26 protein-coding genes and 1 pseudogene are annotated in these 23,067 nt (G+C 74.0%); 10 read left to right on the top strand and 17 right to left on the bottom strand.

Features of this window, described 5'->3' with window-relative positions:
• Positions 1–104: 104 nt before the first annotated feature.
• Positions 105–272 carry an SPOR domain-containing protein gene (locus FMM08_RS17815; RefSeq protein WP_147927709.1) on the bottom strand — a complete coding sequence of 56 codons (168 nt, stop codon included), beginning with the start codon at positions 270–272 and terminating at the stop codon, positions 105–107.
• 62 nt (positions 273–334) lie between these two features.
• On the opposite strand from FMM08_RS17815, the gene map reads away from it, so the two are divergent.
• Complete coding sequence (map, locus tag FMM08_RS17820; protein ID WP_147927710.1) at positions 335–1,216, top strand: type I methionyl aminopeptidase; 882 nt, start codon at positions 335–337, stop codon at positions 1,214–1,216.
• 109 nt (positions 1,217–1,325) lie between these two features.
• Positions 1,326–2,093 (top strand): polyphosphate--glucose phosphotransferase, encoded by a 768-nt coding sequence (gene ppgK, locus FMM08_RS17825; protein ID WP_147927762.1) that lies wholly within the window; start codon positions 1,326–1,328, stop codon positions 2,091–2,093.
• A gap of 2 nt (positions 2,094–2,095) precedes the next feature.
• Here ppgK and FMM08_RS17830 read toward each other — a convergent pair whose 3' ends face one another.
• Entirely contained in the window at positions 2,096–3,103 is a 1,008-nt protein-coding gene (locus FMM08_RS17830) for a hypothetical protein (protein WP_147927711.1), read from the bottom strand.
• Positions 3,104–3,301: 198 nt separating this feature from the next.
• Here FMM08_RS17830 and FMM08_RS17835 point away from each other — a divergent pair, with 198 nt between their 5' ends.
• A complete protein-coding gene (locus FMM08_RS17835) occupies positions 3,302–3,733 on the top strand; it encodes a hypothetical protein (RefSeq protein WP_147927712.1) in 432 nt (143 codons plus the stop codon).
• A gap of 35 nt (positions 3,734–3,768) precedes the next feature.
• Positions 3,769–3,942: a CsbD family protein gene (locus FMM08_RS17840; RefSeq protein ID WP_147927713.1), complete on the top strand. Its 174-nt coding sequence runs from the start codon at positions 3,769–3,771 to the stop codon at positions 3,940–3,942.
• Between the two features lie 79 nt (positions 3,943–4,021).
• Here FMM08_RS17840 and FMM08_RS17845 read toward each other — a convergent pair whose 3' ends face one another.
• Positions 4,022–4,498, bottom strand: coding sequence for an STAS domain-containing protein (locus FMM08_RS17845; RefSeq protein WP_147927714.1), 477 nt, complete (start codon positions 4,496–4,498; stop codon positions 4,022–4,024).
• Between the two features lie 177 nt (positions 4,499–4,675).
• On the opposite strand from FMM08_RS17845, the gene FMM08_RS17850 reads away from it, so the two are divergent.
• From FMM08_RS17850 to FMM08_RS17870, 5 genes are all read left to right on the top strand, one after another.
• Entirely contained in the window at positions 4,676–5,371 is a 696-nt protein-coding gene (locus FMM08_RS17850; protein WP_187279831.1) for a GAF domain-containing protein, read from the top strand.
• A 150-nt stretch (positions 5,372–5,521) separates the two neighbouring features.
• Positions 5,522–6,436, top strand: a complete 915-nt coding sequence (locus tag FMM08_RS17855; protein WP_147927716.1) for a DUF2382 domain-containing protein — start codon at positions 5,522–5,524, stop codon at positions 6,434–6,436.
• Positions 6,437–6,446: 10 nt separating this feature from the next.
• Entirely contained in the window at positions 6,447–6,896 is a 450-nt protein-coding gene (locus FMM08_RS17860) for a DUF2382 domain-containing protein (protein WP_187279832.1), read from the top strand.
• Positions 6,893–7,309 (top strand): Asp23/Gls24 family envelope stress response protein, encoded by a 417-nt coding sequence (locus tag FMM08_RS17865; RefSeq protein ID WP_147927717.1) that lies wholly within the window; start codon positions 6,893–6,895, stop codon positions 7,307–7,309. Before FMM08_RS17860 ends, FMM08_RS17865 begins: the two co-directional genes overlap by 4 nt.
• 28 nt (positions 7,310–7,337) lie before the next feature.
• A complete protein-coding gene (locus FMM08_RS17870) occupies positions 7,338–8,519 on the top strand; it encodes a GDSL-type esterase/lipase family protein (protein ID WP_147927718.1) in 1,182 nt (393 codons plus the stop codon).
• A 30-nt stretch (positions 8,520–8,549) separates the two neighbouring features.
• Here the strand turns inward: FMM08_RS17870 and FMM08_RS17875 are convergent, their stop codons facing one another.
• Both FMM08_RS17875 and cls read right to left on the bottom strand, forming a co-directional pair.
• A complete protein-coding gene (locus tag FMM08_RS17875; RefSeq protein ID WP_222710904.1) occupies positions 8,550–10,607 on the bottom strand; it encodes a potassium transporter Kup in 2,058 nt (685 codons plus the stop codon).
• An 85-nt stretch (positions 10,608–10,692) separates the two neighbouring features.
• Positions 10,693–12,186: a cardiolipin synthase gene (gene cls / locus FMM08_RS17880; RefSeq protein ID WP_255472551.1), complete on the bottom strand. Its 1,494-nt coding sequence runs from the start codon at positions 12,184–12,186 to the stop codon at positions 10,693–10,695.
• Positions 12,187–12,361: 175 nt separating this feature from the next.
• Between cls and FMM08_RS17885 the strand changes: the two genes are divergently transcribed.
• Positions 12,362–12,559, top strand: a complete 198-nt coding sequence (locus FMM08_RS17885; protein ID WP_147927719.1) for a hypothetical protein — start codon at positions 12,362–12,364, stop codon at positions 12,557–12,559.
• A gap of 26 nt (positions 12,560–12,585) precedes the next feature.
• On the opposite strand, the gene FMM08_RS17890 is transcribed toward FMM08_RS17885, so the two are convergent.
• The 12 genes and pseudogenes from FMM08_RS17890 to FMM08_RS23160 form a co-directional block, all read right to left on the bottom strand.
• The gene (locus FMM08_RS17890) at positions 12,586–13,332 is read right to left on the bottom strand and encodes a FadR/GntR family transcriptional regulator (protein ID WP_147927720.1); all 747 of its coding nucleotides are present in this window, start codon (positions 13,330–13,332) and stop codon (positions 12,586–12,588) included.
• A 40-nt stretch (positions 13,333–13,372) separates the two neighbouring features.
• Positions 13,373–14,575 carry a mandelate racemase/muconate lactonizing enzyme family protein gene (locus FMM08_RS17895; RefSeq protein ID WP_147927721.1) on the bottom strand — a complete coding sequence of 401 codons (1,203 nt, stop codon included), beginning with the start codon at positions 14,573–14,575 and terminating at the stop codon, positions 13,373–13,375.
• Positions 14,572–15,405: a carbohydrate ABC transporter permease gene (locus FMM08_RS17900; protein WP_369431754.1), complete on the bottom strand. Its 834-nt coding sequence runs from the start codon at positions 15,403–15,405 to the stop codon at positions 14,572–14,574. The genes FMM08_RS17895 and FMM08_RS17900 overlap by 4 nt, the downstream gene beginning before the upstream one ends.
• Positions 15,406–15,515: 110 nt before the next feature.
• Entirely contained in the window at positions 15,516–16,457 is a 942-nt protein-coding gene (locus tag FMM08_RS17905; RefSeq protein WP_147927722.1) for a carbohydrate ABC transporter permease, read from the bottom strand.
• Positions 16,454–17,824: an ABC transporter substrate-binding protein gene (locus tag FMM08_RS17910; protein ID WP_147927723.1), complete on the bottom strand. Its 1,371-nt coding sequence runs from the start codon at positions 17,822–17,824 to the stop codon at positions 16,454–16,456. The genes FMM08_RS17905 and FMM08_RS17910 overlap by 4 nt, the downstream gene beginning before the upstream one ends.
• Positions 17,825–17,960: 136 nt before the next feature.
• Positions 17,961–18,959, bottom strand: coding sequence for an aldo/keto reductase (locus FMM08_RS17915; protein ID WP_147927767.1), 999 nt, complete (start codon positions 18,957–18,959; stop codon positions 17,961–17,963).
• 2 nt (positions 18,960–18,961) lie between these two features.
• The gene (locus FMM08_RS17920; RefSeq protein ID WP_147927724.1) at positions 18,962–19,297 is read right to left on the bottom strand and encodes an L-rhamnose mutarotase; all 336 of its coding nucleotides are present in this window, start codon (positions 19,295–19,297) and stop codon (positions 18,962–18,964) included.
• A complete protein-coding gene (locus FMM08_RS17925; RefSeq protein ID WP_147927725.1) occupies positions 19,294–20,196 on the bottom strand; it encodes an amidohydrolase family protein in 903 nt (300 codons plus the stop codon). The genes FMM08_RS17920 and FMM08_RS17925 overlap by 4 nt, the downstream gene beginning before the upstream one ends.
• Before the next feature lie 38 nt (positions 20,197–20,234).
• The gene (locus FMM08_RS17930; RefSeq protein ID WP_147927726.1) at positions 20,235–21,341 is read right to left on the bottom strand and encodes a carbohydrate kinase family protein; all 1,107 of its coding nucleotides are present in this window, start codon (positions 21,339–21,341) and stop codon (positions 20,235–20,237) included.
• A gap of 32 nt (positions 21,342–21,373) precedes the next feature.
• A complete protein-coding gene (locus FMM08_RS17935) occupies positions 21,374–22,102 on the bottom strand; it encodes a bifunctional 4-hydroxy-2-oxoglutarate aldolase/2-dehydro-3-deoxy-phosphogluconate aldolase (RefSeq protein WP_147927727.1) in 729 nt (242 codons plus the stop codon).
• On the bottom strand, positions 22,099–22,881 hold the full coding sequence (locus FMM08_RS17940; protein ID WP_147927728.1) for an SDR family oxidoreductase: 783 nt from the start codon (positions 22,879–22,881) through the stop codon (positions 22,099–22,101). Before FMM08_RS17940 ends, FMM08_RS17935 begins: the two co-directional genes overlap by 4 nt.
• A pseudogene (locus FMM08_RS23160) lies at positions 22,878–23,067 on the bottom strand (Zn-dependent alcohol dehydrogenase); the annotation flags it as partial. The gene FMM08_RS17940 and the pseudogene FMM08_RS23160, both read right to left, overlap by 4 nt.

Below are 23,067 nucleotides of genomic sequence, written 5' to 3' on the forward strand. Positions count from 1 at the left end.
CGCTCCGGTGTGGACCACCAGACCGGAGGACAGCGTCCACGGACGGCCGTCCGGACGCGGGTGGTCCCGCCTGCCCGCCGGCGCGGGGCTCAGTCCCCCTGGACTCAGTCCTCCTCGGCGCGGTCCCAGGCCTCGGTCTTCTCACGGGCCGTCTGCAGGGCCTGCTCGGCCTCCTCGCGGCTGGCGTACGGACCCATGAGGGTGGCGCCGGGCTTGAGGTGGCCGACGTCGACCTGGCCGGTCTTCGTGTTGAACCAGAACTGCTCGCTCATGCGCGTGATCGTCCTCCCGGTGCCCGCGGTCCGCGACACGGGCCGACCTAGACTCGCCCGCCGTGCCGCAGCGCGCCCCCTCCAGCCCCGTCGTCGCCGGCGTCGTCAGCCCCCGCCGCCCCGTGCCGGCCAGCATCCCCCGCCCGGAGTACGTCGACAGGCCGCACCCGGCGCCCTACCGCGGCCCGCACGTCCAGCCCGCCGAGGTGGTCGAGCGGATGCGCACCGCCTGCCGGCTCGCCGCGCAGGCGGCCGCCGAGGCGGGCCGGCACGTGCGGCCGGGCACCACGACGGACGCGGTCGACGCCGTCGTCCACGAGTTCCTCCTCGACCACGGCGCCTACCCCTCCACGCTCGGCTACCGGGGCTTCCCCAAGTCCTGCTGCACGAGCGTCAACGAGGTGGTCTGCCACGGGATCCCCGACGACCGACCGCTGGTCGAGGGCGACCTGTGCAGCGTCGACGTCACCGCCTACGTGGTCCTGGACGGCGTGGGCGTGCACGGCGACACGTGCGTCACGTTCGGCGCCGGTGAGCTCGACGAGGCCAGCGCGCTGCTGCTGGAGCGGGCCCGCGCCGCCACCGACCGCGGCATCGCCGCCGTGCGCCCCGGGCGGGAGGTCAACGTCATCGGCCGCGTGGTGGAGAGCGCCGCCCGCCGCCACGGCTACGGGTCCGTGAAGGAGTACACCGGCCACGGCATCGGCACGGCGTTCCACTCGGGCCTGGTCATCCCCCACCACGACGCCGCCCCTGAGCACGCCGACGTCATCGTGACCGGGATGACCTTCACCGTGGAGCCCATGATCACCGCTGGCGGCCCCGCGGTGGACCTGTGGGACGACGGCTGGACCGTGGTCACCCGCGACGGCGGCCGCGTCGCCCAGTTCGAGCACACCGTGCTGGTCACCGAGACCGGAGCGGAGGTCCTGACGCTGCCGTGAGCCGCCGGGCGGGCTAGCCTGCGGCGTCGTGGCACCCGAGACCTCCACCGAGCCGACCACCACTCCGACGACGACGCCGGACGCGGCGTCGGGCAGCGCCCCGGGCGCGCTGAGCGGGACCGGCATCGGCATCGACATCGGCGGCTCGGGCATCAAGGGCGCCCCCGTCGACCTCGCCACCGGCGAGTTCTCCGCCGAGCGAGTCCGCATCCCCACGCCGCAGCCGTCCACGCCGGACGCCGTCTCCCGCGTGGTCAAGCAGATCGTCGACCAGATCGGCGAGGGCCTGCCCGACGGCGGCGCCGGCCTGCCGGTCGGCATCACGTTCCCCGCCGTCATCCAGCACGGCGTGGCCCGCACCGCCGCCAACGTCGACAAGGGCTGGATCGACTTCGACGTCGCCACCCTCATGACCGCCGTCACCGGCCACCCGGTGCACGTCGTCAACGACGCTGACGCCGCCGGCGTCGCCGAGGCCCGCTACGGCGCTGCGAAGGGCGTCAGGGGCGTGGTCGTCCTGGCCACCCTGGGCACGGGCATCGGCACCGCGGTGATGGTCGACGGCGTGCTGCTGCCCAACACCGAGCTGGGCCACCTGGAGGTGGACGGGCACGACGCCGAGACCCGCGCCTCCGACGCCGCGCGCGAGCGCGACGACCTGTCCTGGTCGCACTGGGCCAAGCGCCTCAACAAGTACTTCCAGTCCCTGGAGGCGCTGCTGTGGCCGGACCTCATCGTCGTCGGCGGCGGGGTCTCCAAGAAGTCGGAGAAGTTCCTGCCCGAGCTCAAGCTGCGCACGCCGATCGTGCCGGCGCAGCTGCTGAACTCCGCGGGGATCGTGGGGGCGGCGGCGCTGGCGAGCGAGCGGCGCGGCTGACCTCAGCCCGCGGGGCTGGCGCCGGTCGTCTCCTCTGACGGCTCCGCGGACGACCGCGGCGCGGGCTCCGAGGCCGTGCTGCTGGCGGGCGCGGACAGGGCGGTGACACCGCTGGCCGGGACGGCTCCCGACGCGCTCCCGCCGTGCGCGTCCGCGGAGGCGCCGCGGCCGTCCGTCGGGGTCGGCGTCCCGGTGCCGTCGCCCGCACCCGTGCTGGCGCCTGCCGCGCCCCCGGTCGTGCCGGTGGTCGCCGTCAGCCCGGCGGTGGTGCCGGGGTCTGCGGACCCGGACCCGGCCCCGGCCCCGGAGCCCGAGCTCGGGCCCGAGCCGGCGGAGGACTCGCTCCCCCGGTCCGCCGTGCCGCCCGTGGAGCCGGCGCTCGGCCCGCCCGTGGAGCTGCTCGCCGAGCCGCCGGGAGAGGCGCTGCCACCGGACCCGCTGGGCGGAGCTGACGTCGGGGGGGTCGCGGTGTCGCTGCTGCTCCCCTCGCCCAGCCCGTCGCCGGGAGCGCTGGAGGGCTCGGGGGTGGGGAGCGGCACCTCCAGGCTCGGCAGGCCCGTCTCGTCGTCGCTCATGGCGCGCTGGTCGCTGGCGGCCACGCGGTAGCCGCTGGGCAGCCGCATGACGCCCGCGCCGGGCAGCAGGGGTCCCTCGAGGTCCGTGACGACCAGCAGCGGAGGCAGCCCGGTGACCAGGTGGGCCAGGCGCAGCCGCTGGGTCTGGCTGAGGGAGGTGGGGGTGCGGGTCGCCGCGGACCCGGTGGCCGCACCGCCGCTGCCGGCCGCACCGCCGCTGCCGGCCACGGAGCCGCGCACCGCGGTGCCTCCGGCCGCCCCGGCCGCGGAGGTGGAGCCGGGGCTACCACTGCCGTCGGTGCTCCCACCGTGCGGCAGCCCGCCCAGCGAGATCGTGAGGGTGGCGGCCACGAGCAGACCCGCCACGCCCAGGGCGACGCCCTCGGCAGGGTGCTTCAGGCGGAGGCCGGAGCCTCGCTTCGCCCGTCGCCCCACGTCACCCCTCCGCGTCGAGACCCGCGCAGCAGCGGTCGCTGCGGCGGCCCGCGACCCACGGTAGCCACGCCGGGGGCCGACTTCTGGGACTTCGGAGGATCGGCGCCGGTCGCGCCGGAGTGTCGCCCTGGCTAGCGTGACCAGCGCTTCTGCTCGTGGACCCGTCGAACAGACCCTGAACAACCCCGGAGGCCCTCCGTGCGCAGCCCCGTCCTGCCGTCCCACCTGCCGGCCCGCCTCGCGAGCGGCGCCTACATCCTCAACTCGGGGCTGTCCAAGCGGAACGCGCCCCAGGAGGTGGCCGAGGGGCTGCACGGCTTCGCCTCGACCGCGTACCCGTTCCTGCAGCAGGTGGAGCCGCAGAAGTTCGTCAAGGCCCTCTCCACCGCCGAGATCGTGCTCGGGTCGGCCCTGCTGCTGCCGTTCGTGCCCACCGGCCTGGTCGCCACCGGTCTCGCGGCCTTCAGCGGCGGCCTGCTCGGCCTGTACCTGCGCGTGCCGGGCATGCGCGAGCCCGGCAGCCTGCGCTGGACCGAGCAGGGGCAGGCCATCGCCAAGGACGTCTTCCTCGCCGGCATCGCCGGCACCCTCCTGGCGGACTCCGCTCGACGTGCGAAGGACGCCGACTGAGCCGAAGATCGGAGCACCCCGAGGAAGGAGGGCGGATGTCCGCCATCGACAAGGTCAAGAACGCTGCTCAGGAGGCCGCCGGCAAGGTCAAGGAGGCGGTCGGCGACAAGACCGACGACCGCGACCTGCAGGCCGAGGGCCAGCGCGACCAGACCGCGGCTGACCTCAAGCAGCGCGGCGAGCACGTCAAGGACGCGTTCAAGGGCTGAGCCCTGGACCACCCCTCCCGCTGACAGGGGCGCCCACCGGTTCCGGTGGGCGCCCCTGCGGCGTCTGCGGGCGACCGCCTCAGCCGCTCCGCGGCGGTGGGAGCACCGCGCTCGCGGCGACGTCGGCAGCCCGCTGCTCGGCGGGCTCGGGAGCGGGTCGTCGCAGCACGAGCGCCTCCTCGCGGGGTCCCACGGACATCTCAGCCGGCCACGCGGTGGCCGCCTGGAGGAGGTCGAGGGGGCGCAGCAGGGGGCGGCTGGGCCGGAGCACGAGCAGGGATCCGCCCGGAGGGGCCAGCTCCAGCACCGCCCGCAGCCCGCCGACGTCCACGAAGGTGACACCGCCGGCGTCCACCACCGCGCGGTGGGCCCACGCGGCGAGCGCGTGGCGCACCTCGGCCAGCTGCGAGGCGCAGCCCACGTCGAGCTCTCCGCTGACCTCGACGAGCACGCCGTCGTGCGTCCACCGCAGGGTGGTGGTGGCTGCCTCGGAGCTGGTGCGTCGCAGGACCCGCGGTCCCGGGTCGGGGTGGGAGGTCCAGGGGGTCTCGGCCACGATGCACCTCGGGGAGGGAGAGGTGGAGCCGTTCCGTCGACCCGGTGCGAGGGAGCCTAGGCGCCTCTGCGGCCGACCTCAAGGTCTGCGGCTCGTACCCCTCTCGTCCCGGTGCGCCCCCGCTGCTGCGGTGTCAGGCTGGAGCATGAGCAGGCCCGAGCGGCGCTGAGGGCGGCCGTGGATCCCGGACCCTCCCCGGAGCTGCGGGTGTGCGCGGCGCTGCGCGAGACCGTCGGCTGGGACCGCGTCGCCGTCGTCGTCGCCACCGACGCCGACGGCCGCCTTCCGCTGCGCGGCTCCGACGCGGCGCTCGAGCACTTCGGCGACCTGCAGCAGAGCCTCGTCCAGGGCCCCGGGATCGACGTGCTCGCCTCGGGAGCGTCGGTGCTCGTCGACGACCTGCGCACCGCGGTGAGCCCCTGGCCGCTGCTGCTGAGCTCGCTGCCGCCGGAGGTGCCGGTGCGCTCCCTGGCGGTGCTGCCGCTGCGGCTGCCCGGCGCCCGTCCCCTCACCGCTCCCGACGACGACGACGAGGCAGCGCGTCCGGCCGTCCTCGGGCTGCTGGCGGTGGGGCGGGACCAGCCCCAGCCGTTCACCCCCGCGCAGGTCACCGACCTCACGGCGCTGGCGGGGCTGGTCACGGCGGTGGTGCTGCAGCGGGCCACCACCGAGGAGCTCTTCACGCACGACGCGGCGCCCGACGAGGAGCTGCCCATCGTCGTCGGCATGCTGCGGGCGCGCCTCGGCGCCGGTGCCGCCGACGCCCTGGCGCACCTGCGGGCCTACGCCTTCAGCGCCGACACGACCATCCACCGCGTGGCCCGCGAGGTGCTCTCGGGCCACCTCGACCTCGCCGACGTGGCCCGCTCCTGAGCCGGTGATCGGCTCGCGCAGCCCCGGGGGCGCTGGGACTGTGGAGGCAGGTCGGATGACGCCGTAAGCCTCTGGTGCCTCCGTCCCTGCCGGCGAGCACGCAGCCCCAGGGCGCGTACCCCCGGCGGACGTCCCTCCAGGAGGACTGCCATGGCCACCGGAACCACCTTCGACGTCGACGCCCTGCGCCGCGCCACCGTCCACGCCTCCGACGGCTCCAAGATCGGCAAGGTCGGCGAGGTCTACCTCGACGACGCGACCGACCGCCCCGAGTGGGTGACCGTGAGGACCGGCCTGTTCGGCAGCTGGGAGACCTTCGTGCCGCTGGCCGGCGCCACCACCAGCGACGACGAGCTGCGCGTGCCCTACAGCAAGGACCAGGTCAAGGACGCCCCGCGCACCGACGCCGACGGGCAGCTCACGCCCGAGGAGGAGGAGCGGCTCCACCAGCACTACGGGCTCGGCGCGGGAACGACGACGGGCACGACGACGGGCACGACGACGGGCACGGGCGCCGGCTACACCGAGGGGACGGGGCAGCGACGCGGCGAGTACGAGGGCCTCGACGACCTGGGCGCCGCCCGCGGCGAGGCCGGCCCCGCGGCCGGGGCGGGCACGGCGACCGGGACGAGCACCACGCGCGCCGAGGGCCACGACACCTCGGGGCCCACCACCGACGACGCGATGACCCGCTCCGAGGAGCGCCTGGAGGTGGGCACCGAGCGGCGCGAGGCGGGCCGTGCTCGCCTGCGCAAGCACGTCGTCACCGAGACCCAGACCCAGCAGGTGCCCACCTCCCACGAGGAGGTGGTGGTGGAGCGCGAGCCGATCACCGACCGCAACCGCGGGGCGGCGACGTCCGGTCCGGGGCTCAGCGACGAGGAGCACGAGGTGGTCCTCCACGAGGAGGTGCCGGTCACCTCCACCACCGTCGAGCCCGTCGAGCGCGTGCGGGTGGGGACCCGGGAGGTCTCCGAGGAGCGGACCGTCTCCGCTGACGTGCGCAAGGAGGAGATCGACCTCGACGAGGACGCGCCGCGCGCGGACACCCGCCGCGAGCGCTGAGGAGCCGGACGTGGCACCTCCCGGCGCACCCGGTCACCCGCGTGACGGTCACGACGCCGCCGTCGACGTGGTGCTCTCCGCGGAGCGCGTCGACGTCGGGGTGCGGCGCGTGCCCCGCGAGCGCGTGCGGGTGCGCCGGGAGGTGGTCACCGAGGAGGTGACCCTGGTGGTGGCGGTGCGGCGCGAGGTGCTGCGCGTGGAGCGCGAGCCCCTCCAGGCGCGCACGGACGCGCAGGACCCGGGCGACCCGCTCCCGCTGGAGGTGGTGCTCTCCGAGGAGCGGCCCGTGGTGCACCTGGAGGTCGTGCCGTACGAGCGGGTGCGGGTGGGCCTCCGCGCGGTGCCGGGCTCGGCGCCCGTGGACGTCGAGCGGCGGCGGGAGGTCGCGGACCTCGTCGAGGACCCGCCTGCCGAGAGCGGCACCGCGAGCAGGACGGACGACGCGAGGAGCACCCCGTGAACGCACAGAGCACCAGCCCCACCGGCACTCCGGGCGCCTCGAGCGCGGAGCGGGGCACCACGCGCATCGGCGAGGTCGTCGTGCTCGAGGTGGCCAGCGCGGCCGTCCGCGGCGTGCCCGGTGTCCGCGCCGTGGGCGGTGCGGGGCGGCGGGCGGCGGGCGTCGCGGTGACCGTCGGCGCGGACAGCGCCGAGGTGGCGGTGGAGGTGGTCGCCGAGCACGGCACCTCCCTGCCCGCGGTCGCGCAGTCCGTGCGCCGCTCCGTGGCCGAGGCGGTGCGGGACCTCACGGGGCTGCGGGTGGGGGCCGTCGACGTGCTCGTCGTCGACGTCCACGTGCCCTCGGACCAGGAGGACGACGACGGCGTGCGCAGCGGCGGGACGCTGCCGCGCACGCGGACCACCGCGCGCTGAGGCGCTCCGTCCCTGCGAGGGTGGGGCGGTGACCGCGTGGACGACGACCCCGATCACCCCCGACCTCGTGCGCGGCGCGCTGGACCTGGTGCCCACCGAGCGGGGGCTCCTTCCGCAGCGCCTGCCGGCGCGGGCGCGCGCGCAGGTGCCCGACGAGCAGACGGCGATGGCGGTGGCCCAGCCGTCCGGGGTGCGGCTGGTGGTGCGCACGGCGGCCACCCAGCTGGAGCTCGACGTGGTCCGCACCACGAACAGCTACGCCGGAGCACCGCCGCGGCCCGACGGCGTCTACGACGCCGTGGTGGACGGTGTGCTCGTGGAGCGCGCGACCGCTCCAGGGGGCGACGTCCTCGAGATCGACATGGTCACGGGTGCCCGCGCGCTGCGCCGGGGTCCCGTGGGCACGGTCAGGTTCCGGCACCTGCCCCCCGGGGAGAAGCACCTGGAGGTGTGGCTGCCCCACACCGAGATCACCACGCTGGTGGCGCTGCGGGCGGACGCCCCGGTCAGCGCGGCGCCCGAGGGGGCGGGCCCGGGTGGAGCGTCGCGTCCGGTCTGGGTGCACCACGGCAGCTCCATCAGCCACGGCTCCGGCGCCGACAGCCCCAGCACCACGTGGCCGGCGCTGGCCGCCGCACTGGGCGGGGTGGAGCTGGTGAACCTGGGGTTCGGCGGCAGTGCGCTGCTGGACCCCTTCACGGCGCGGGCGCTGCGAGACGTCCCCGCAGACCTGGTCAGCCTGAAGGTGGGCATCAACGTGGTCAACGGCGACGTCATGCGCCGCCGGGCGTTCGGGCCGGCGCTGCACGGCTTCCTCGACACCGTCCGCGAGGGGCACCCCGAGGTCCCGCTGGTGGTGGTGACGGCACTGGCCTGCCCCGTCCACGAGGACGTGCCGGGGCCGTCGGCGCCGGTCGTGGACGACGGCGGCGTGCGCTTCGTCGCCACCGGCGACCCGGCGGACGTGCCTGCGGGGCGCCTGTCGCTGCGGGCGACCCGCGAGGTGGTCACCGAGGTGGTGCGGGCGCGCCAGGCGGAGGACCCGCACCTGCACCTGCTCGACGGGCTGGAGCTGTACGGCCCCGCCGACGCCGAGGAGCACCCCCTGCCCGACGCGCTCCACCCCGACGCCGCGACGCACCGGCTCGTGGCGGAGCGCTTCGCCCGGTGGGCCTTCTCCGCGGGGGCCCCCTTCTCCGCCGCCCGCTGAGGCCGGACGACCGCCCTGACGGCGGGGCCGTCAGACCTCGATGCGCGAGCCCATCACCACGGTGCGCGCCGACGGGAGGTCGAAGGAGCGGGCGGCGTCGGTGGTCAGGCGGGAGGTGGCGGTGAACAGCCCCCGCTGCCAGCGCGGCAGGTGCACCTGGGGCGAACCGTCGCCGTCGCCGTCGTCGTCTCCGGAGGCCCGGCGCAGCTCGATCGTGGACAGGAACCACGAGGCGCCGTCGAGGTCGACGTCGAGACCCTCGCGCTCGACGAGCGCCGCGAGCGCGTCGGGCACGTCCGTGCGCTGCATGTACCCGAAGCGCAGCACCACCTGGACCGGGTCCCCGGGCCCCTCGGTGCGGCCCTCGGCGTCGGGCACCGGGCGGAGCACGCGGGCCACCTCGTCCAGCGGGACGTAGGGCGACTGGGTGGTCTCCACCGCGACGAGCACCACCCGCTCGTGCAGCACGTGCAGGTGCTCGACCGTGGCGCGCATGGCCAGCGGTGCGGTGCTGCTGCCGTCCTCGGCGGCGCGGTTGAGGTAGACGGCCGTGCCGGGGACGCGAGCCACGCCGTCCTCGTGGACCTGGGTGAGCAGCGCCTCCAGGGGACCCTCCTGACGCGTGCGGAGGCGGGTCACGGTGGCCCGCCCGCGGTTCCAGGTGGTCATCACGGTGAACAGGGCCGCACCGATGACCAGCGGCACCCACGCGCCGTGCGACAGCTTGGACAGGCCCGCGGCGAGGAACAGCAGCATGAGGAGCGCCATCGCCCCGCCGCCGGCGATGACCACGGGTCGCGGCCACGACCACTGGTGCGCCGCCACCACGGTGATGATCGAGGTGGAGATGAGGATGGTGCCGGTCACGGCCATGCCGTAGGCGAAGGCGAGCGCGGCTGACGACTCGAAGGCGACCACCAGCAGCACGACCGCCACCATGAGCGCCCAGTTGACCCAGGGCACGTAGACCTGGCCGATGGTGTGGGCGGAGGTGTGGGTGATCCTCAGCCGCGGCAGGTACCCCAGGCGCACGGCCTGGCGCACGGCGGAGAAGGCGCCGGTGATCACCGCCTGGGAGGCGATGACCGTGGCGGCGGTGGCCAGCACGACCAGCGGCACCAGCGCCCAGGAGGGCACGGACAGGAAGAAGGGGGCCTTGACGGGGCCGGCGGCGGACAGGTCTCCCAGCAGCAGCGCCCCTTGCCCGGCGTAGGAGAGCAGCAGCGCGGGGTAGACGAGGAAGAGCCACGCGCGGGTGATGGCGGGGCGCCCGAAGTGCCCCAGGTCGGCGTAGAGGGCCTCGGCGCCGGTGACCGACAGCACCACGGTGGCCAGCGCGAAGAACGCGATGCCGGGCTCGGCCAGGAAGAAGCCGACGGCGTACGTGGGTGACAGCGCGCGCAGGACGGAGGGGTTCCCCAGCACCTGGAAGAGGCCCGCGACGCCGATCACGACGAACCACAGCGCCATGACCGGCCCGAAGGCGCGGCCCACCGTCGCCGTGCCGTAGCGCTGCACGGCGAACAGGACGACGACGATGACCAGCGTGATCGGCACGACGAACGGCGCGAAGCCGGCGTTGACCACCTCCACGCCCTCCACGGCGGACAGCACCGACACCGCAGGGGTGATCATGCTGTCGGCGAGGAAGAGCGACGCCCCGGCGATGCCGGCCGCCGTCAGGCCCGCCACCAGGCGCGGGGAGAGCCGGCGCCCGTCGCGGCCCCGGCGGCCCAGGAGGGTGATGAGCGACATGAGGCCGCCCTCGCCGTGGTTGTCGGCCCGCAGCACCACGCCCACGTAGAGGACCGTCACCACGAGGGTCACGGACCAGAAGACCATCGAGACCAGGCCGAGCACGTTGTCGGCGGACAGCGGCACCGGGTGCGGGTCGTCGGGGCTGAAGAGCGTCTGCACCGTGTAGATGGGGCTGGTGCCGATGTCGCCGAAGACCACGCCGAGCGCGCCGAGCAGCAGCGCGCTGCGGCCGGGGCCGTGGGGCTGCCCCGCGGGGCGACCGTGGGCGGTGGCTCGGTCGGTGCCCGGCGGGGCCGGTGCAGCCGCGTCGGTCGCGGCGGGGGTGGTCACAACGGCACAGTCAACCCCCTCGCCGTGATCGCGCACGTCGGTCCTGACGCTTCCCTGACCCCCCGCCCCCGCGGGTGTCGCCCGCTCAGACGAGGGCGCTGGCCAGGCGGGCCAGCCCGTCGGCGGTCCTGGCCACCAGGTCCCTGCGCCCCCACTCGGCGGGGGTGAGCTCGCGGCTCCGAGACCGGTAGAGGTCCTCCACGGCGCGCAGCTGGCGGGAGAAGTCGACCCCTCGCACCAGCACCGTCACCTCCAGGTTGAGCTCGAAGGAGCGCATGTCGAGGTTGGAGGAGCCGATGACGGCCACCTCCTCGTCCACGCTGAGGGTCTTGGCGTGCAGCACGAACGGCGGCGGGTACATGAAGATCCGCACGCCGGAGCGCAGCAGCGCGTCGTAGTAGGAGCGCTGCGCGTGGTGGACGAGGGCCTGGTCGCCGCGCTCGGAGACGAACAGCTGCACGTCCAGGCCCCGCTCGGCGGCGCTGCGCATGGCCAGCAGCAGCGACTCGTCGGGCACGAAGTACGGGCTCACCACGACCGCCCGCTCCTGCGCGGCGTGCAGCAGCGACACGAACAGGCGCAGGTTGTTCTCCTGCTCGTACCCGGGTCCGCTGGGCACCACCTGCGCCTGCAGCTCCCGGGTGGAGTCGGGCGCGGGCGGCAGGTCCGTCCGCAGCCTGTCGTCGAGCAGCTCCCCGGTCTCCGAGTACCAGTCGGCGACGAAGACGGCGTCCAGCGCGGTCACCACCGGTCCCTCGAAGCGGGCCATGACGTCCACCCAGCGGCGGCCCTTCCTGCGGTTGCTGCGCTTGCCGTAGGCGGGGTCGACGACGTTCTGGCTGCCGCTGAAGGCGACGGCACCGTCCACCACGAGCAGCTTGCGGTGGTTGCGCAGGTCGATGCGCAGCACCTCGCGGGTGGTGGGGAACACCGGCAGCACCCGCCGCCACAGCACGCCCGAGGCCTCCAGCCGGCGCACCATCCGCCGGTAGCCCTTCACGCGCAGGCTCGCCAGGTGGTCGAAGAGCACCCGCACCACCACGCCGCGGGCCGCCGCCCGCTCCAGCGCCCCGAAGAACGGCTCGGTGGTCTCGTCCAGGGCGAGGATGTAGAACTCGGCGTGCACGGAGTGCTGGGCGGCCTCCACCTCCGCGGTCATCGCCCACAGCGAGCCGACGTAGTCCTCCAACAGGTCAGCGGTGTTGCCCGACAGCACCGGCATGGCTCCCAGGCGCCGGTTCATCGCGTGGATGGTGCGCAGCACCGGCAGCTGCTCGTCCTCGGGGGTCAGGTGCACCGGTCGCTGCCGGGTGGTCCGCTCCAGCACCAGCTCGTCGAAGCGCCGCTGCTTCTCCCGCCGGGCGCGCGGCAGCTTGTTGCTGCCGATGACGAGGAACGCCAGCAGCCCCAGGTAGGGGATCAGGACGACGGCGAGCACCCAGCCCAGCGCCGCCGACGGCCGCCGGTCGTTGGCGATCACGGCGGCCACCACCAGCCCGACGAGCACGCCGACGGCCACCACGAGCCACACCGCCCACTCGGGCAGGGAGTCCGGCAGCACGTCGGAGATCGGCAGCACGGGTCCACTCCACCGCAGCGGGCTCCTCCGCGCTCGCGGACGCTCCGGATGTCACAGGGCTGGTCACAGGTCGGGTGTCACTCTGCGCGCCGCGGAGCGGCAGCGCGCCGGTGCTGCGCATGATGGGGAGTCGGCGGGATCCCCCGCCGCTCGGGGCAGGACGAGGGGGGTCGCCGTGCTCACCACGGACCGCTGCGCGTCGGTGCGCGGCATCCGCCAGCGGTGCGAGCTGGGGGTGCTCCACGAGGGCGCCCACGTGAACGGCGTGAGGTCGTGGCCGCGCAGCGCCCGCGAGAGCACCGCGTTCCAGCAGGAGGTGGCCCGGGCGCGAGAGCTGCGCCGGCGCGCCCTCGCGCTGCGGCAGCAGCGCTGACGCGCGGCCGCCTCGCCGCGCGCCCTTCAGGCGGGGCCGGGTCCGATGCGGCGCCGCTCCCAGCCGACGTCGATGTGCTCGCGCATGGCGCGCTCGGAGGCGGCGACGTCTCCCGAGGCCACCGCGCGGTAGACCGCCCACAGCTCGTCCAGGGTCCGCTGCATCGCGTCGCTGGGGTTGTGGCCGCGGTAGCGCGGGCTCTCCAGTGCGCGCGAGTAGAGCGCCCTGGTGATGTTGTGCGCCAGGCGGTTGCCCGACGCCTCCATGAGGGAGAAGTGGAAGACGACGTCGGCCTGGTAGAAGGCCTCCTCGTCCGTGAGGTCGGCCATCTCCTCCAGCACGGCCCGCAGCGCCTCGAGGTGCTCGGCGGTGTGGTGGCGCGCCACCACACCGGCCATGAGCGCCTCCAGGTTCGCGCGGACCGCGCTGAGCTCGGACAGGACGCCGTTGTTGCCGTCGTCGTCGACGAGGGCCGAGAGCACCTGGGCGTCGAGCATGCGCCACGACGCCTGCCCGAGCACCTGGGTGCCGCGGCCCTGGCCGACGGTGACCAGCCCCTTCTCCTGGAGCCGCTTGACCGACTCGCGGATGACGGTCCGGCTCACGCCGAACCGCTCCGCCAGCGGCCCCTCGGGCGGGAGGAGGTCGCCGGGGGCGAACTCCCCGGTGACGATGGCGCTGACGAGCTCCTCGACCACGGCGGTCCCCAGGCGTGCGGGCGGCCGCGCAGGCGCTTCCACGAGGGACCGGGGGACTGCGTCGGCGGAGGCCATCAGCGCCATCATCCCACCCGGGGGCGGCTGGGCACGTCGCTCAGCCGCCGGACGCGTGAGGGGTGTGCGAGGGGCCGGGGACGTCGTCGGTCCGGTCGTCGTCGGCGTCGTCCTCGGGCACGAGGCGCAGCCCGGCCCGGCGGGGGCGCAGGTGCGGCCCGGAGCGGACCGCCCACCCGGCGGTGGCCGGGACCTCCTCGAAGAGCTCCTCGTGGAGGGTGATCCCGTTGCCGGGGCTGTCCCCCAGCACGGTGCCGCCGTCGTCTACCACCTGGTCGACGTCCACGCCGAGCGGCCAGGACAGGTCCTGCACCTCGATGCTGAGCAGGTTGGGCAGGGCCGCGGCCCCGGCCGCCACCGCGTAGGTGAGCCCGATCGGGCTGACGGGGAGGTCGAACGCATGGGCCATGGCCCCGACGCGCAGGAGGTTGGTGATCCCCCAGGCGGCGTTGGTCTGCAGCACGTCCACCGCACCGCCCTCGACGAGAGCCCGCACCTGCTCGAGCCCGGTGAGGTTCTCCCCGCTGGCCACACCGGCGGCCACCTGCTGGCGCAGCGAGGCCATGCCGCGCACGTCCCAGCGCCGGACCGGTTCCTCGACCCACGTGAGGTCGAACTCCGCCTCGAGGGCGCGGACGTGGCGGACGGCCTGCGAGACGTGCCACGACTCGTTGGCGTCGATCATGAGGCCGGGGTGGGAGGAGTTGGCGCTCATCGCGTCGCGCAGGATGCCCAGCCGCGTCAGGTCGCGGTCGAGGTGGCGACCGCCCTTGAGCTTGGCGGCGCCGAACCCGCGCTCGGCGAAGCGGCCGTACAGCTCCGCCACGCCGTCGTCGTCCAGGCCCGCCTCGAGGCCGGAGGCGTACCCGGGGACGAACCTGTCCCGCGCGCCCAGCAGGCGCCACAGGGGCTCACCGGCGAGCTTGGCCTTGAGGTCCCACAGCGCGGAGTCGATGGTGCCCAGGGTGCCGAACAGCGACCCCTGGTGGCCGAGCTTGAAGACCGCGTCGAGCATGCGGTCGTACAGGGCCGTGACGCTGCGGGGGTCCTCCCCGTCCAGCACCGAGAAGACCTTCTCGATCTCGGCGTGGGCGCCGAGCGCGACGCCCTCGACGCCGTCGCTGGTGGTGATGACCAGCACGTCCTGGCGGGTGGTCGTGCCGGCGCTGACGCCGTTGACGTCGCCGACCGGCCGGCCCCACTCGTGGCGGGTGGTGAGCGAGCGGTACCCGGTGATCTTCATTCCTTGGTGCCTCCGGCCGTCATGCCCGCGACGAGGAAGCGCTGGCTGAACAGGAACACGACCAGCACGGGCAGCACGCTCACCACGGTGGCGAGGGCCAGGGCCGGCAGCTGGACCGACTGGGAGCCGGCCGCGCTCGGGTTGAACGCGGGGGTGGAGGACAGCAGCGTCGACAGGCCCACCTGCATGGGGTACCTGTCGCTGCTCGGCAGCATCACGAACGGCAGGAAGTAGTTGTTCCAGTTCTGCACGAACGAGAAGAAGCCGACCAGCGCCACCACCGGGGTGGCGAGCGGCAGCGCCACCCGCCAGAACACCTGGATCTCGTTGCACCCGTCCAGCCGCGCCGCCTCCAGGAGGCTGGAGGGGATGGAGGTGGAGTAGTAGATGAAGGTCAGGTAGACCCCGTACGGGTAGAACGAGAAGGGCAGGATCACGGCGAGGGGACTGCCGATGAGGCCCACCTGGTTCATCTCCAGGAACACCGGTAGCACCAGGGCGGTGCTCGGCATGAGCATGACCACGAGCGTCATGACCAGCAGCAGCTTGCGGCCGCGGAACTCCGTGAGGGCCAGGGCGTAGCCGGCCGGGATGGAGATCACCAGCGTGAGCACGAGGGCGCCCGCGGAGTAGACCACCGAGTTGGTGAACCAGCCGGTGACGGCGCCGTCCTGGAAGCTGGACAGCTGGGCCCAGTTGCCGGCGAGGCCCGACAGGGACCCCGGCGCGAAGGCCGCGGTGCGCTGCAGCTCGCCGCCGGACTTGGTCATGGCGAACAGCACCCAGACCAGCGGGACGACGAAGAACAGCGCGAAGACCGCCAGCACGATGCCGGCGAGGCCGCGGCCGCTCCAGCCGGCGAGGTCGAGGTCGAGGCCGCCGCCGCGGCGCGGACCCCCGGTGGCGGTCGAAGGCGGCCGGTGGCGCAGTGCCGTGGTGCTCACACGTCCTCCGTCTCGAAGAGGCCACCGCGCCACACGAAGATCGCGGACAGGGCCAGGGCCACGACCAGGAGCATCACCGCGATGGCGGCAGAGGCGTTGAAGTCGCGGATGTTGAAGGCGTACAGGTACGCCAGCTGGTTGATGGAGTAGTCGTTGGGGACCTGGCCGTTGCTGGCCTGCGAGAGCATCGTCGGCTCCACGAAGATCTGCGTCCCGCCGGCCAGTGAGAGCACCGCCATGTAGGCGATCCACTTGCGCAGCAGCGGCAGCTGGATCTTGAGCGCCATCTGGACGGGGCCGCAGCCGTCGATGCGCGCAGCCTCCATGACCTCGTGCGGGATGTTGTTGAGGGCCCCGTACATCACGACGATCCAGCCACCAGCGCCGGACCAGAAGGCGATGAGGGTGAAGATGATCGGCAGGCCGTCGGGCGCGATGGTGCTGGCGAAGCTCTCGAAGCCCATGAGCCGGAGCAGCCAGGCCGCGGGGCTGGCGGAGGGGTTGAGCATGAACAGCCACAGCAGGACGCTCGAAGCACCCGCCAGCGCGCCCGGCAGGTAGTAGGCCAGCCGCAGGGCGCCGCTGAGCCAGCGCACCGAGATCGCGTGGACCATGAGCGTGAGCAGCACCACGAAGACCAGCAGCGAGACGAGCCACAGGGCGAGGTAGAGGCCCACGTGGACGACGGCCGGGATGAAGCGGAAGTCGTCCAGGACCCGGGCGTAGTTGCTCACGCCGGCGAAGTCGCCGTCAGGGGCGGAGAACGACAGGAGCACCGCGTACACGGCCGGGCCGATGCCGAAGGCGAGGGCGAACAGCACGTACGGGCCGGTGAAGAGGTAGCCGACGGCCTTCGACAGCCTCGGCTGCGGCCGCCGGGCGGGCCGCCGCCCTGCCTGGGGCAGGGCGGCGGCGCGCAGGTCCGTCGGTGCCGTCACTTGACCGTGTAGCCGTTGACCTTGGCCTCGTTCTCGATCGCCGTCTGCCACGTGGGCAGGGTGTCGAGGACGGAGCCTCCGGAGGTGATGACCGGGGTGACGGTCTTGGACCAGACCGACTCCTGGCTGAAGGACGGGGCGCTCCAGTCGGACCAGACGAGCGGGGCCGCGTTGGTCAGGGCGTCCATCGAGGTGGCGTAGTAGCCGGAGGCTGCCTGCTTGGCGAGCCACTTCTCGGCGGCCGGGGCGTAGGCCGGGTAGCCCGGCGCCTGGTCGACCTGGTAGCTGTCGTCGGTCGTCACGAACTGCACGAACTTCGAAGCGGCCTCGGTGTTTCTGGAGTGGCTGGAGACGAACCAGGTGCCGCCGCCGACGTTGCCGGTCACGGCCGGGCCGGAGCCCCACGCCATCGGGTCACCGATGCCCATCTGGCCCTTCGGGATGTTCAGCGACTCGGGGTTGTTGAACAGGGCGCCGCCGTACCAGGCCGGGCCGGGGAGCATGAGGACCTTGCCGGAGTACTGCTGGACGAACTCCGGGGTGAACACGCTGACCGTGCTGAGGTACTTGTTCTTGATGCCGTCGTCCAGGAGGCTCGCGGCCGCCTTGCACTGGTCGGACGTCACGTCGACGGAGATCGAGGTGGCGCTGTCGAGCTTGCCGGCCTCGCACTTGGCGGACCACATGTAGATCTGGCCGTCGAAGGAGTCACCGGCGCCGCCGATGATGTAGCCGGGGTGCTCCTTGGCGACCTTCTGGCCGAGCGCCTGGTACTCCTCCCAGGTCTTGGGGACCTGGTAGCCGAACTGGTCCATGAGCGACTTGTCGTACCAGAGGACCTCCTGCGCGAGGTCGTTGCGCAGGCAGTAGACCTTGCCGTCGACGGTGCAGACGTCCAGGGAGCCCTTGGTGAACTGGTCGAGGGTCTCCTTGGGCACCACGCCGCTGCTCAGGTCGGCGGCGAAGGCCTGCTTGCCGCCCTGGCTCTGGCTGGCCCAGGAGGCGTCGTTGTTCTGGCTGGAGAAGACGACGTCGGGCCAGCCGCTGCCGGACTGGTCGAACAGGGCCATCTTGGTCTTGAAGGAGTTGGAGCCGCCCGAGGAGCCGTCGTAGGTCTCGACCTTGATCGGGATGTCGGGGTTGGCCTTCTGGAAGGCCTCGGCGGCCGGGGCGCGGGTCGCGTCGACCCAGACGGTGATGGGACTGTCCGCGGACTGGGCCTCCGTGGTAGCGGCGGCACCCGGGTCGGTGCCGCCGTTGGTGGCGCATCCCGCCGCGGACAGCGCCAGGAGGGCGCCCGCCGCGAGGGCGGCGATGCGGCGACCGGAACGCCGGACCGGAGTGGTGGTGGTGCTGGAGGGGAACATCGTTGGCTCTCCCAGGCTCGACATCGTTGACGATCGCCCTGCGGCGTGAAGGAACAACATCATACGTATCACCTTTCCCGCAAGGGTTTCGCGACGTCGGGTTGTCACGATCCGGTCTCTGCGGCAGCAGAGCAGGTCAGAGGCGGTCTGCGGACCCCGGTCGGACCAGTCCGCGAGCATCCAGGTCGCTCCAAAGATCGCCCCAGGTGCCGCTGGACGGCACCGCGCCGAGCAGCTCGGCGTTGCGCTGCACCTGATCGGCCGTGCGCATCCCGAGGGTCACGTCGACCACGGCCGGGTGCCGCAGCGGGAAGGCGACGGCGGCAGCAGGCAGCGTCGTCCCGTGCTCGGCGCACACGGCGGCGATGGCCCGGGCCCGGGCCAGCAGGTCCGGCGGGGCCTGGGCGTAGTCGTACCGGGCGTCGTCGGGGACGACGTCGCGGGCGAGGATCCCGGAGTTGAACACCCCGACGGCCACCACCGCCCGCTCCTGCTCCACCGCGGCCGGCAGCACGTCGTCCAGGGCCCTCTGGTCCAGCAGCGTGAAGCGCCCGGCGAGCATGACGACGTCGACGTCGGTCTCGCGCAGGAACCGCGCGAGCATCGACGACTGGTTCATCCCCACGCCCACAGCACCGACCACGCCCTGCTCGCGCAGCTCCACGAGGGCGGGTACGGCCTCGCGCGAGGCCTGCTCCCAGTGGTCGTCCGGGTCGTGGACGTACAGCACGTCGATCCGGTCCAGCCCGGTGCGCTCCAGGGACGCCTCGACCGAGCGCAGCACCCCGTCACGGCTGTAGTCCGAGCGCCTGCCGAGGTCCCCGGGGACGTCGAACCCGTCGTCGTCCCGCTCCAGCGGCACCTCGCGCGGCTCCAGGAGGCGACCCACCTTGGTGGAGACGACGAACTCCTCCCGCGGGCGCCCGCGCAGGGCCTCGCCGAGACGGCGCTCGGACAGGCCCAGCCCGTAGTGGGGGGCGGTGTCGAAGTACCGGACCCCCGCGCCCCAGGCAGCGTCGACGGCGGCGCGAGCAGTCTCGTCGTCCACCGCGCGGTAGAGGTTGCCGATGAGCGAAGCCCCGAAGCCCAGCGAGGTCAGCTCGACGCTCGTCCTCGGGATGCGGCGGCGCGGCAGGCTCACGGCAGCACCGCGGGGTCGAGCAGGGAGTGCACGAGCTTCAGCGGCTGCAGCCCGGAGGTGCCGGCGCCCTGGTCGACGAAGTGGTCGACGTAACCGTCGATGACCTCCTGCCAGCGGGCGTTGGCCGGGTCGGCGTCGACCGCTGCGATGGCCGCCTCGAAGTCGTCGCAGTCCACCAGGTGGAAGACGTCCAAGCCGCTGCGCCAGATGCGCCACTCGCGAATGCCGGCGCGGTCGAACACCTCCTGCAGGTCCGGGGGGATGCGGGCGTGGTCGCGGTCGTACCCCTCCTCGCTGCCGGGCTTGAGCTTGGAGTGGAGGGCGACGATCACGACGGGCTCCCTTCGGAGGCGACAGCGGAGGCAGAGGCAGCAGCGAGGCGCTGTGCGTCGAGGCGGTAGGTGCTGACGGCGGTGCCGCCGAGCAGAGCGGCTCGCTCGTCGGCGGAGGTCTCCCGCATGAGCCCCTGGGTGACCTCCCACGTCTTCTCGTAGCCGCCGAAGAGCACGCTGATGGGCCAGTCACCGCCCACCATGAGCCGCTCGGGGCCGAAGCACGACATCGCGTGCTCGAACGCCGGGCGCACCTCGTCGACGTCCCAACCGGGGTCCCCTGCGGGCGCCGGGTACAGGCCCGAGACCTTGGCGATGACGAGGGGGTCCTCGGCGGCGCGCGCGAGGAGCTGCTCCCAGGCCCGCCAGGCGTCCTCGCCCTGGCGGAAGGGCGGTTTGCCGAGGTGGTCCAGCACCACCCGCAGCCCGGGCACCCGCTCGGACAGCGATGGGACGTGCTCGAGGTGGCGCAGCTGGGAGGTGACCATGTCGAACGGCACGCCAGCTGCCGCGAGCACCCGCAGGCCGTCGAGGAAGGCCGGGAGCAGCACGTGATCGGGGTCGGGCCGGTCGTGGACGAGGTTGCGCACGCCGACGACGACGGGGTCACGGCGCAGCTCGGCCAGCTGCTCCGCGGCGGCGTCGGCGTCGTCCAGCGGCACCCAGGCGACCACGCCGGCCACCGCGGCCGACCGCTCGGCGATGGCGAGCATGGCGTCGGTGTCGGCGCGGTGGTCCGCGGACTGCACGAGCACCGTCGCCTGGACGCCGGCTGCCGTCATCAGCGGGGCGAGGTGCTCCGGGCCGAAGCGGCGGTTGACGGGGGCGATCTCGTCGGTCAGCCAGGGGTAGGAGACCTCCTCCGGCGACCAGAAGTGCTGGTGGGCGTCGATGATCAACGTGGTCTCCGCTCGGGTAGGTCGGACAGCTCTGGTGGTCAGCGCTGGACGTGGGCGGTGCCGCCGGCGGCCAGTGCCCGCACCTCGGCGAGCGTGGCGGCGCACGTGTCGCCGGGGGTGGTCATCGTGATCGCCCCGGCCGCCACACCCAGGGCCAGGGCCCGCTCCAGCGCCGCAGCCGTCAGCGGCTCGCCAGCAGAGCGCGCGCTGAGGACGCCGTCGAGCACCCCGGCGGTCAGGGCGTCACCGCTGCCGATGCGATCCAGCACCCCCACCCCGTCCAGGCGGGGACCGACCACGACGCCGGTGGCCGCGCTCCACGCCGCAGCCCCCCAGTCGTTGACCCCGGCCGAGACCACCCGGCGCCAGGAGCTCACCAGCAGCGGGCCGGCTCCATCGTCGTCGTGCTGGTCTACCCCGGTGAGCGCGGCCCAGTTCCGCCCGAGCTCGGCCAGGACCTCCCCCACCGCCTCAGGGGTGCCCAGCTCGACCTGCGCCTGGTCGGCCGGGACCAGCTGCAGGGCGCCCAGGACGACGTCGGCCAGCCCCGCCAGGCGCAGGTCCACGGTGCGCGCAGCAGCAGCACCACCGCGGTGACGCCACAGCGAGGGGCGGTGGTTGACGTCGTACGACGTGCCCACCCCCAGCCGCCGCGCAGCGCGCAACCCCTCTTCGGCCAGCTGCGTCGTCGTGGCCGACAGCCCGGCGAAGACCCCGCCGGTGTGCAGGTGCGCCACGCCGTCCAGGACCGCGTCCCAGTCGAGGTCACCGGGGGCCAACCGGGAGGCCGCTGACCCGGCGCGGTCGGAGACGCCCAGGGCCCCGCGCACCCCGAAGCCGCGCTCGACGAAGTTCAGCCCCGTGCGGGCCCCGGCAGCGGCGTCGACCCAGACGACCCGCGAGACGTCGACCCCGCCAGCTCGCACCAGACCCGCGGCCAGGAGCCCCACGGGATCGTCCGGGAAGGCGGTGACCACCCCGGCGCGGCGTCCGAAGGTGGTCCGTAGGGCGCGGACGGCGTTGTACTCGCCCCCGCCCTCCCAGACGGTGAAGGAGCGGGCGGTGGCGATGCGTCCCTCCCCGGGGTCCAGGCGCAGCATCACCTCCCCCAGCGCCAGCACCTGCGCCGGAGCAGGCGCAGCCACGGCAGGAGTCACGGCAGCAGTCACGGTGGCGCTCACGGACGGGCGGCGCGGCAGGCCGCGACGGCGGTGGCCACGCGCGCGGCCAGCTCAGCAGCCGCGGTGGCGCTGGCCTCACCGCCGCCGGTCACCTGTGCGACCAGCGCCGCTGGCACACACCAGCTTCCACCCACGCCGGCCACCGATCCCAGCGCCAGGTAGCCACCGAGGTCAGCCTCGCCGATGCCGCCTGTGGGCACGAACGACACGTCCGGGAACGGACCCGCCAGCCCGGCAAGCAACCCCGTCCCACCGACCGCGCCGGCGGGGAACACCTTCAGCAGCCGCAGGCCGGCCCTGCGGGCCAGCTGCACCTCGGTGGCCGTGGACACCCCCGGAACCGCCGGCACGCCCAGGGCGAAGGCCCGGGACACCACGTCGGGGTCGTGGCCGGGGCTGACCACGAACGCCGCGCCCGCCTGGGCGACCTGCTCCACCTGCTCGGGGTCCACCACGGTGCCCGCGCCGACGAGCAGCCCCTGGGTGGGGGCCAGCTCGGCGAGCACCCGCAGCGCGGCGGGGGTGCGCAGCACCACCTCCGCAGCGGTCAGCCCACCGGCCACCAGCGCTGCCCCCAGAGCCGCACCGTCAGTGCGCTCCCCCACGACCACGACCGGCAGCAGCGGGCAGCGCGCCAGGGCGTCGCGCAGGTCCTCCGCGGCGGCCAGGGCACCGATCGCCCCACCGGCTGCGCGCGGGGGGCGCTGGTGCAGCTGCTGGGTCATCGGCCCATCCATCCGCCGTCGACGGGCAGGACCACGCCGTGCACGTACTCCGCCGCCGGACTGCACAGGTACACCACCGCGCCGGCGATGTCCTGCGCACGGCCCCACCGCCCGGCGGGGATCCGCTCCAGGATCGCCCTCGAACGGTCCTCGTCCTCGCGCAGCGCAGCGGTGTTGTCGGTGGCGATGTAGCCCGGCGCCACCGCGTTCACCCCCACACCCTTGGAGCTCCACTCGTTGGCCAGCGCCTTGGTCAACCCCGCCAGTCCGTGCTTGGCGGCGGTGTAGCCCGGAACGGTGATACCGCCCTGGAAGCTCAGCAACGAGGCGGTGAACACGATCCGCCCAGACCCGCGCTCCACCATCGCCCCACCCACGGCCTGCGCGAGCACGAACTGCGCGGTCAGGTCCACCTCGAGCACGTGGTCCCAGTCGGCCAGGGAGTGCTGCGCGGCCGGGCTCCGTCGGATGGTGCCGCCGTTGGCCACCAGCAGATCGACGTTGCGGGAGGCGAGGTCGGCGCCCAGCGCGCGCACCGCAGCCCGGTCAGCCAGGTCACACGCCAGTGACGTGAAAGACCTGCCGGTGGCGCGCACCGCCTCAGCGACATCCTCACCAGGACCGCGGGTGGAGATCCCGATGACGTCAGCCCCCGCCCGCGCCAGCGCCACCGCGACCGCCGCCCCGATCCCGCGGCTGGCGCCGGTGACCGCCGCCAGCTTCCCGGTCAGGTCGAACGGGGAGGCGAACGGGGACGACGACGCGGGCGCGGCGCTCATGCCTGCTCACCCCGGGCCGCGTGCTCAGAGGAGTCGCCCTGGCAGTCGATGAGCACCTTCACCGCACCCCCACCAGCCAGCGCCTCGAACGCCTCACCCACCCGTGCCAGCGGGACGACGTCGCTGATCAGCCGACCGGCGGGCACCTCCCCCGACGCCACCAGGCGCACCGCCTCGGTGAAGTCG

It is taken from the genome of Quadrisphaera setariae, assembly GCF_008041935.1.
In the GTDB taxonomy this organism is placed as follows: domain Bacteria; phylum Actinomycetota; class Actinomycetes; order Actinomycetales; family Quadrisphaeraceae; genus Quadrisphaera; species Quadrisphaera setariae.